Source organism: Nocardia farcinica, assembly GCF_029867845.1.
In the GTDB taxonomy this organism is placed as follows: Bacteria; Actinomycetota; Actinomycetes; order Mycobacteriales; family Mycobacteriaceae; genus Nocardia; species Nocardia farcinica_A.
The window spans coordinates 1-9,229 of record NZ_JARWRU010000893.1 but is presented as its reverse complement, the minus strand read 5'-3'; the positions used below and the strand labels follow the sequence as shown (position 1 = coordinate 9,229).

Below are 9,229 nucleotides of genomic sequence, written 5' to 3'. Positions count from 1 at the left end.
CGATCGTGTACGGCCTGGTCCGTACCTCGTCGGAGCGGCCGGCGAAGTCGGTGACGGTGAAGCCGTCGGCGGTGATGACCACGGCCTGGTCCTGGCCGAGCTCGACCGCCTCGCGGGTGTGCTCGATGAAGGCGGTGACGTCGGAGGCGATGAACATCTCGCCCTGGCCGACACCCACCACCAGCGGGGTGTTGCGGCGCGCGGCGATGATCATGTCCGGGTGGTCGGCGTGGGCGAACACCAGGGTGAACGCCCCCTCGAGCCTGCGCAGCACGGCCAGCGCGCTGGCGTGGAAATCGCCCGCGGTCGGCCCCTCGGCGTAGGCACGGGCGACGAGGTGGACGGCGACCTCGGTGTCGGTGTCGCTGAGCAGCTCGACACCCGCTTCCTCGAGCTCACGCCGCAGCGGGGCGAAGTTCTCGATGATGCCGTTGTGCACCACGGCGATCCTGCCGCCCGCCGCCCGGTGCGGGTGGGCGTTGCGGTCGGTCGGGGCGCCGTGAGTGGCCCAGCGGGTGTGCCCCATGCCCGTGCTGCCGGCGAACGCGCCGGGGCCCGCTTCGGCGAGTTCGGCCTCCAGGTTCGCCAGCCTGCCCGCCTTGCGTTCGACCGCAAGCGACCCCGAACCGTCGAGGATCGCCACGCCCGCGGAGTCGTATCCGCGGTATTCCATGCGGCGCAATGCGTCAACGACGACGCCGAGCGCGTCCCGGTACCCGACGTAGCCCACGATTCCGCACATGGCTCCCCAGAGTACTTATCGGATAACGTTCACGTCGTGTCGGTGTCTGTGAAAGAGCTTCTGAGCGCCCTGACCCGCCGCGGACCGCATCGGGTGCTGCGCGGCAACCTGGGCATCGCGGGCCAGCCGGGTGTCGTCTACACCCCGGAGAGCGGGCGCGGCCTCCCCGCCGTCGCCTTCGGTCACAGCTGGCTGACCGGGGTGAACCGCTACCGGGAGTTCCTCGAGCACCTCGCCTCCTGGGGCATCGTGGCCGCCGCCCCCGACACCGAGCGCGGCCCGATCCCGTCACATCTCGGCCTGGCCACCGACCTGCTCACCACCCTCGACATCTGCACCGGTGTGCGCCTCGGTGACGGCACCGTCACCGTCGACCCAGGCAAGATCGCCCTGGCAGGCCACGGCATGGGCGCGGGGGCGGCCGTCATCACCGCCGCCCAGCGCGAGGTCAGCGCCGTCGTGCCCCTCTTCCCCGCTCCCACCGCCCCCGCCGCCGAGCCCCTGGCCGCGAAGATCCACACCCCCGCCCTGCTGCTGGCGGGCACCGACATCTCCTCGGTCAACTCCGACGCGCTCCCCCTGGCCACCGCCTGGGCGGGCCCGCTGATCCTGCGCCGCCTCGACGGCGCCACCCACAACGGCCTGATCGAGGGCCGCCGCGCCCTGGCCGCCCTCGGCGCGGGCAGGCACGAACCCAAGACCCACCGCGCCACCCGCGCCCTGGTCACCGGCTACCTGCTGCACACCCTCACCGGCGAGAAGAAGTACGCCCCCTTCACCGACCCCGATGCGGAGATCTCCCGCACCACGCTCGTCGACCCGCACGCCCCCGTGGAGGAGCCGCCCGCCAAGCCCGCCCTCTCCCTCGGCACGCTGCGGACGCTGACCGGCCGCTGAGAGACGCTGACCGGCCGCTGAGACAGGCCTCGCGCAGGGGCGGGACCGGTGGACTCAGACGAGCCAGCTCTCCCGCCGGTAGTACTCGGCCTCCGGGTCCTCGTCGTCGATGGGCACAACCACGTCACCGGAGCGGCGAGCCGAGGCCGAGCGCGCCATCGCCTCGCGATAGGCGGCGAGTTCGGCGGCCTGCCGTTCCTGTTCGGCCCGTTCCTCGGCCTCCCGGCGCTCGCGCTCCTCGGCCTCGGCCTGCGCGGCGAGGATCTCCTCGCCGTGTTCCTCCCAGAATTCCTGGGCGGCGGCCCTCGTGCGATCGGCCAGCGCGGCGTCGGCCAGGGCAACCCGCTGGTTGGCCTCCGTGAGGTCGTCCACGATCTCGGCCGACCGACGTCTGCACCGTTCGATGATGTCTTCCATCTCGGCGCGGTAATCCACGATCGTCGTCCTCCTTCAACGCCGGCGGCTGCTACCCGCCGTCTGTCACAGCGGTCCCGCCTCGGCGAGCAGCGCGCCGGTGTCGCCGACCGGCGGCTCCTCGGCCACCGGGGCGGCAGGCGCCGGCTCTTCCTGCTCGGCCGGGACCTCGGCCTCGTCTTCGACGAACTCGGGCGCCGGGATCGGCTCGGGGGTGTACTCGCCGTCTTCTTCCCGCTTGCCCGGCGACGGCGCGGACGGCACCGAGGACGAGCCCGCCGGTTGTTCCTCGGTCGCCGGTGTGCCCGGCTCCGAAGTCTCATCCGCACCCGGTTCCGACTCGACGGCCGAGACGACCGGCACCCCGTTCTCGTCGATGGTCATGCGGTATTCGGTGGCCTTGCCCTCGGCGTCGGTGACGATCATCTTCACACCGTTCTCGTCCTGCTCGAAGGTGACCTCCTTGCCCGCGAGGTCGAACTCGGCCAGCGGCGCGGCCTCCTCGTCCGGCACACCGTCGCCGTCCTCGTCCTCCCCCTCTCCCCCGGCGTCCTCCCCCTCCCCTCCGGCGGGATCGGCCTCGGCGGCGGTGAGGTTCTTCAGATTCTCCAGCGCCTTGTCGATCTCTTCGTCGACCGTGGTGCTCAAGGAGGTCAGCGCGGACTGCACGTTCTCGGTCAGCGAGGTGAGCAGCGGGCTCAGCTGACCGGCGATCTGGCTCAGATTCGTGAGGCCGCTCAGCGGATTCGACGTTCCCGCCGGAGTCGTGGAGTTGTCGTCATCGGTGTCGGTGGACGACGGGGTGGTGTCCGTCCCGGACGGCGTATTGCCCGAAGGGGTGCTGCCCGAGGGAGTGCTGCCCGAGGGAGTGCTGCCCGACGGGGTGCTCCCCGGATCGTTGTTGTCGCCGGGCGAATCGGTCGGCGCTCCCGCCGGGCGCGGGTAGGTGGCATGCCCCAGCGTCGACATCGCGTCCGTGATCTTCTTGTAGGTGTCGAGAACTCCGGTGTCGGCGGTCGTGCAGGCATCTCGGAACGACGACAGCTTGTTCGCGTAGTCGGTCTTGAAGACCTCGTCCAGCCAGCTCCGGCACGTGCTCCTGATCAATCGCTCGCACGGCGATCCCTTGAAGATCACTCCGCCGTAGGCGTTCAGCGTCGCCAGCGCGGCGAAATTCAACTCGGGGAAGATGTCCATCAGTTTGCGCACCAGCGAATCGCCGTCCCACACGTTCGACATGCCGATGCCTTCGGCCCCGGCGACGATCGCCTCGACGTCCTGCTCGTTCTTGCCCGCGACCTTGGGCTCGCCGCCGTCGATGAACTGGGGAACGATCTCGGCCTTGGCCCGCACCGCCGCCCGCAGCGCGGCGGGCGCCGGCTCGAGTGCCGCGGCGATCTTCTTCGCGGCTTCGGCGTCGGCGGAGGCCATCTCCACCTGCTGACCGATCATGCCGAGCGCGGTGGTCGCCGCTTCGCCCTGCCACGCCTCGGCGATGGCCTGTGACACCGTGGTCTGTTTCGCCTGCTGATCGCTCATCACTGTCGCCGCTGCCGCGACGACCTCATGGGCCTCGGCCAGCCCGGACTCGTCCAGCCCGTTCTGCTCGTAGAATCGCCCGTGCAGTGCCGTGTACAGATCCTGCCCCTCGAGGGCGTTGTCGAATGCTCTCTGGTACAGCGGCTCGAACACCTCGAAATACAACAGCGCCTTGGAGCCTTCGGAAAGCAGTTGCGGCACGGTCTGGGCCGCGGTGGAAGTCGATTCGGTCACCCTACGCCCCCCGCGCTCACTGGTTGTCCATGTCGGAGCTGTTCTGATCGTCGGTCTTCTGATAGGCGACGACGGACGCGCCGATCACATCGGCAGTGGCGCCGGTGGCGCCCGACCAGTCGGTGATGCGCTGCCGTAGAGCGCTCAACCCCTCCTGGATCTTCGTGCCCTCGGCGGAATACTTGTGACCGGCCTTCGCCGGGCCGAAGATGCCTTCCGCGATCTTGCCCGCCTGACCGCCGACCTCTTCCCCCGACGCCCGGAGCTCGCTGCCCAAGCGCCCCAGCTCACCGGTGGTCACGCCGAGATACTGATTGGTGCTCATCGACCGCGCGCCCCTTTCTCGCTCCGTGCTGCCCGCGGCCGTCTCCGCACGCGGACGACCGTCCCTCTACCTTCGACTACTTCCTTGGACGCAGCGGAGCGGGGTCCGGTTCCGGTGATGCGCGCGACGATGGGCGACGGGGACGGCGGGAGGCTATCCGCCGAGCGTGCCCTGGTCGGTGCGCACCCATTCGGAGGTGCCGTCGGGGTGGCGGTGGAACTCCCAGGAGGCGTGGTCGCCGTCGTTCTCGACCACGGTGACGTGGTCGGCGAGGCCGTCGCCGTCGAAGTCGGTCCAGACCTGCATGGCCTCGAGGCCGTGCGTGGTCTCGGTGTCGAGCAGGCCGTCGCCGTCGATGTCCTGGGTGGGATGGGTGAGCTCGACGGCGCCGAGATCGTCGAGGGCCGTGGAGGTGTCGATGGCGGGCAGTTCCAGACCCCCGAATTCGCCGGACGTGACCATGGCTCCTCCTCGAACGCCGACCCCTGCGAAGCAGCGCCGTCTGCGCGGGCGCTTGATGATCCCTCCATCCTGTCATCTCCGCGCCCGCGCGTCAGCCCGGGCCCGACGGCGGCGGGCCGCGGGGCCGTGCCGGTGCTCAGCGCCGCGGAATCAGCAGCCAGAGCGCCAGATACAGCAGGAACTGCGGGCCCGGCAGCAGACAGGACAGCACGAACGCCAGCCGGACGATGTTCGGGTTCCAGCCGAAATATTCGGCGATGCCGCCGCAGACGCCCGCGATCCAGCGATCGTCGGAGCGGGTGAGACGACGGGTGGGTGCGGTCATCGCAAGGTCCTTCCCTCGGAATCTTTCCGCCCTCCACTGTCGTCGCGGCCGCCGGGCCGCGCATCGGTCGATCACCCCATATCGACCCTGATTTCCGCCGGGGGAGCTCTGGGGTGCGGCGGTCGCGGGCGTTTCCCGCCGCCGGCGCACACCGGGGCGGGGCGAGCGGGCGGGGCACGGCAGACTTGTCGAGGTGAGCACCACTCTGCACGCGCGCGGACTGACCGCAGGCCACGGTGAACGGATCCTGTTCGAGGACCTCGACCTGACCCTGGCTCCGGGGGATGTGATCGGCCTGGTCGGGGTGAACGGCGCGGGCAAGTCGACGCTGCTGCGGATGCTCGCCGAGCGCGCGCCCGCCACCGGCGCCATGACGACCAGCCCGCCGGACGCGACCATCGGCTACCTCGCCCAGGAACCCGAACGGATCGAGGGCGAGTCGGTGCTGGACTTCCTCGGCAGGCGCACCGGGGTGAGTGCCGCGCAGCGGGCGATGGACGCGGCGGCCGAACGCCTCGCCGAGGGCGGGGCCGACGACTACTCGCCCGCGCTGGAGCGCTGGCTCGCCCTCGGCGGCGCCGATCTCGACGCCCGCGCCGAGGAGGTGGCCGCCCAGCTCGGGCTGACCGATTCGCTGCCGCGGGGCCTCGCCACGCCGATGACCGCGCTCTCCGGCGGCCAGGCCGCCCGCGCCGGCCTGGCCTCGGTGCTGTTGTCGCGCTACGACATCCTGCTGCTCGACGAGCCGACCAACGATCTCGACCTCGACGGCCTGGCGCGCCTCGAGGAGTTCGTGACCGGCGTGCGGGTGCCGCTGATGGTGACCAGTCACGACCGGGAGTTCCTGGCCCGCACGGTGAATCGCATAGTGGAGCTGGACCTGGCTCAGCACCAGGTCGGTTTCTACGACGGCGGCTACGAGGCCTACCTGGCCGAGCGTGAGATCGCGCGCAGGCACGCCAGGCAGGCCTACGAGGAGTTCGCCGACACCAAGGCGGGCCTGGAGGCCAGGGCGCAGATGCAGCGCAACTGGCTCGAGCACGGCGTCCGCAACGCGCGGCGCAAGGCGAAGAACGACTCGGACAAGGCGGGCAGGAAGACGCGGGCCGAGGCGACCGAGAAGCAGGCCGCCAAGGCGCGCCAGACCCAGCGCAGGATCGAACGGCTCGAGGTCGTGGAGGAGCCACGCAAGGAGTGGGAGCTGCGGATGCAGATCGCCTCCGCGCCGCGCAGCGGGACGGTGGTGAGCACGTTGAGCGGGGCTGTCGTCGCCAGGGGCGAGTTCCGGCTCGGCCCGGTGAGCACCCGCGTCGACTGGGCCGACCGGATCGTGCTGACCGGTGCGAACGGCGCGGGCAAGTCCACCCTGCTCGGGCTGCTGCTCGGCCGGATCACCCCCGACAGCGGCAGCGCCACTGTCGGTTCGGGGGTGCGGATCGGCGAGGTCGATCAGGCGCGCGCGCTTTTCCGCGGGTCCGGGCACCTGGCCGAGACCTTCGCCGCGCAGATTCCCGACTGGCCGGACGCCGAGGTGCGCACCCTGCTGGCCAAGTTCGGCCTGCGCGGCCCGCACGTGCTCCGACCGTGTGACACCCTCTCGCCGGGTGAACGCACCCGTGCCGCGCTGGCCCTGTTGCAGGCCAGGCAGACGAACCTGCTCGTCCTCGACGAGCCGACCAACCATCTCGACCTGCCCGCCATCGAGCAACTCGAGCAGGCCGTCGAATCCTTCACCGGCACTCTGCTGCTGGTGACCCACGACCGCAGGATGCTCGACTCGGTCCGCGCCACCCGCCGCTGGCATCTGCGCGACGGGCGATTGCACGAGGACTGAGCGAACGCAGCGGATCGCGGGGCGGCGGGTCACCGCGCCCTCCCGGCCGCCGCGACCGCCCTGCTCCGCGCGGCCGGATCGAGGGCACACCGCGCTGGCCCCCGGTCGTGCCGGAGGGTGAGCCGCCCGCGCCCCGCCGCCCCCTCGGGTCGAAGGCCCGCGCAGGCGGGCACCTTCGCCGCCACCCGCGCGCGGATCGGGACCGGCTCGGCGGCCACCGCGTGATCATCCCCGGTGAAAACGGAACCGGCCCGGGCGATCGCGAGTTCCACCAGTTCGTCGGCCTGCGCCCGCCCGCGCCTGCCGCGCTGCGCCTCCAGCTCGACGAACAGCGCTGCGGGCGAGATATCCCGCGCCAGCACGGCTTCCACCACCGCGAGCGCGTCCGCCCGGCCGAGCGTGCGCGCCGTGTCGACGGCCGTGCGCACCAGCCCGGTCGCTGCTGTCCCGGTGACGATCTCGACCTCGCGCTCGTCGAAGAGGTCGGAGTGCACGATCAGCCGGGGCGAGCGCGTCGGGCGGGCGCCGAGCACGTGGGTGACCGGATCGTCGGGCACGGGAAGTCCGTGCAGTCGCGCGGCGGTGCCGTAGGCGGCCACCAGCCCGGGTTCGCCGAGGCTCAGGCGGGCGGCCTCCACCCGCAGCCGGGCCGTGGGCTCGGTCGCCGCCTCGCGGTAGACGCCGCGGAACACCCGCACCCACTGGCCGCGGTCGATGTGCTCGCGCATCTCGGCCCTGCTGTACTCGCACAGCACCTGCCAGCCGGTGAACACGCCGAACTGTGTATCGCGCACCTGCGCCAATCCCGGTTTCATGCCTGGCAGCATGCACCGGGGCGCACCGACGCCCACCGCGCCGACCTGGGCGGACGCCGAGCCTGTGGACAACCCGGCGGCTGTGGACAACGGCCCGGGTCAGGCACGGGCGAAACCTCACACGGAGGCGACCACCTTGGCCAGATCGTCGGCCAGCTGTTCGGCCCGCCGTTGATCGGTGGCCTCGACCATGACTCGCACCAGCTGCTCGGTTCCACTGGGGCGCAACAGGATTCGACCCGAATCACCGAGTTCGCGCTCGGCTTCGAGCACCGCCTCGCGCACCTCACGCGCCGCGGCCACGGCCGCCTTGTCGCTGACCGGAACGTTGACCAGCACCTGCGGCACGGTGGTGAGCACGCTCGCCAGATCGGCCAGGGAACGCCCGGTCCGTGCCATCCGCGCCATCAGTTTCAGGCCGGTCAGCACACCGTCTCCGGTGGTGCCGTACTGCGGCAGCACGACGTGCCCGGACTGCTCGCCACCGAGCGAGTAGCCGCCCGCCCGCAGGTCCTCGAGCACATAGCGGTCGCCGACGGCGGTGGTGCGCAGCGTGATTCCGGCCTCGCGCATGGCGATGTGCAGGCCGAGGTTGCTCATCACGGTGGCGACCAGGGTGTTCTCGGCCAGTTGCCCGGCTTCCTTCATGGCGATGGCCAGCACGGCCATGATGGCGTCGCCGTCGACCACCGAGCCGTCGGCGGCGACCGCGAGGCAGCGGTCGGCGTCGCCGTCGTGCGCGAGGCCGAGATCGGCGCCGTGCTCGACCACCGCGCGGCGAACCTGGTCCAGGTGAGTGGAGCCGCAGCCCTCGTTGATGTTCAGGCCGTCGGGCTCGGCGTTGATGGCGATGACGGTGGCGCCTGCCTCCCGGTAGGCGGCGGGCCCGACCTCGGCGGCCGCGCCGTTGGCGCAGTCGACCACCACGGTCAGCCCGCTCAGATCCTGCCCGGTGGCCTCGACGAGGTGCTCGACGTAGCGCTCGTGGGTGCCTTCGACGCTGTACTGGTCGGGAATGATCACCCCGTGGTCGCGGGCGCCGGAGGCGTTGAGCACCCGGCCGATCCCGGCCCCGGTCGGGCGGAACGGCTCATCGGCGGCGACCAGCGCCTCGATGCGGTCCTCGACGGCGTCGTCGAGCTTGTGCCCGCCCGCGGCGAAGATCTTGATGCCGTTGTCGGGCATCGGGTTGTGCGAGGCGGAGATCATCACGCCGAGACAGGCGTCGTACAGGCCGGTCAGGTAGGCGACGGCGGGGGTCGGCAGCACGCCGACCGACAGCACGTTCATGCCCGCCGCGGTGAGCCCGGCGGTGACGGCGGCCTCCAGCATCTCCCCCGATGCGCGCGGATCACGGCCGACCAGCGCCAGCGGGCGCGTCCTGCCGCGGCCGAGCGCCTGCGCCGCCGCGCCGGCGACCCGCAACGCCAGTTCCGGACTCAACGATTCGTTGGCCAGCCCGCGCACACCGTCGGTGCCGAACAACCGTCCCATACCTAGCCCCTATCGCAAGAAAGATGCGTCGATACAGCACGAGAGCAGGCGGCCAGCGAAAGCTGGCTGCCTGCTCTCGGACTGCTGGAGGCCGTCGGCCACGCCGGTGTGCGGGGGCCCCCCGGGGCCGGGGGGCGGGGGGGGGGGA

The 9,229-nt window shown here is 71.5% G+C and carries 9 protein-coding genes and 1 pseudogene; 2 read left to right on the top strand and 8 right to left on the bottom strand.

Going from position 1 to position 9,229, the window contains the following annotated elements:
* Positions 1-742, bottom strand: a pseudogene (locus QH283_RS19680) (class II glutamine amidotransferase); the annotation flags it as partial.
* 36 nt (positions 743-778) lie between these two features.
* Here QH283_RS19680 and QH283_RS19675 point away from each other — a divergent pair.
* Positions 779-1,639, top strand: coding sequence for a dienelactone hydrolase family protein (locus QH283_RS19675; protein ID WP_280504457.1), 861 nt, complete (start codon positions 779-781; stop codon positions 1,637-1,639).
* Between the two features lie 54 nt (positions 1,640-1,693).
* Here QH283_RS19675 and QH283_RS19670 read toward each other — a convergent pair whose 3' ends face one another.
* The 5 genes from QH283_RS19670 to QH283_RS19650 all read right to left on the bottom strand — a co-directional run bounded on the left by QH283_RS19670 (position 1,694) and on the right by QH283_RS19650 (position 4,938).
* A complete protein-coding gene (locus QH283_RS19670; RefSeq protein WP_280504456.1) occupies positions 1,694-2,074 on the bottom strand; it encodes a hypothetical protein in 381 nt (126 codons plus the stop codon).
* 45 nt (positions 2,075-2,119) lie between these two features.
* On the bottom strand, positions 2,120-3,826 hold the full coding sequence (locus QH283_RS19665; RefSeq protein ID WP_280504455.1) for a hypothetical protein: 1,707 nt from the start codon (positions 3,824-3,826) through the stop codon (positions 2,120-2,122).
* Positions 3,827-3,842: 16 nt separating this feature from the next.
* Positions 3,843-4,151 (bottom strand): hypothetical protein, encoded by a 309-nt coding sequence (locus QH283_RS19660; RefSeq protein WP_280504454.1) that lies wholly within the window; start codon positions 4,149-4,151, stop codon positions 3,843-3,845.
* A gap of 153 nt (positions 4,152-4,304) precedes the next feature.
* Positions 4,305-4,613, bottom strand: a complete 309-nt coding sequence (locus tag QH283_RS19655; protein WP_280504453.1) for a DUF6802 family protein — start codon at positions 4,611-4,613, stop codon at positions 4,305-4,307.
* A 136-nt stretch (positions 4,614-4,749) separates the two neighbouring features.
* The gene (locus tag QH283_RS19650) at positions 4,750-4,938 is read right to left on the bottom strand and encodes a PspC domain-containing protein (protein WP_280504452.1); all 189 of its coding nucleotides are present in this window, start codon (positions 4,936-4,938) and stop codon (positions 4,750-4,752) included.
* Between the two features lie 193 nt (positions 4,939-5,131).
* Between QH283_RS19650 and QH283_RS19645 the strand changes: the two genes are divergently transcribed.
* Positions 5,132-6,772 (top strand): ABC-F family ATP-binding cassette domain-containing protein, encoded by a 1,641-nt coding sequence (locus tag QH283_RS19645; RefSeq protein ID WP_280504451.1) that lies wholly within the window; start codon positions 5,132-5,134, stop codon positions 6,770-6,772.
* Between the two features lie 29 nt (positions 6,773-6,801).
* On the opposite strand, the gene QH283_RS19640 is transcribed toward QH283_RS19645, so the two are convergent.
* Complete coding sequence (locus QH283_RS19640; RefSeq protein WP_280504450.1) at positions 6,802-7,587, bottom strand: hypothetical protein; 786 nt, start codon at positions 7,585-7,587, stop codon at positions 6,802-6,804.
* A 117-nt stretch (positions 7,588-7,704) separates the two neighbouring features.
* Positions 7,705-9,081, bottom strand: a complete 1,377-nt coding sequence (gene glmM / locus QH283_RS19635) for a phosphoglucosamine mutase (RefSeq protein ID WP_280504449.1) — start codon at positions 9,079-9,081, stop codon at positions 7,705-7,707.
* Positions 9,082-9,229: the final 148 nt, after the last annotated feature.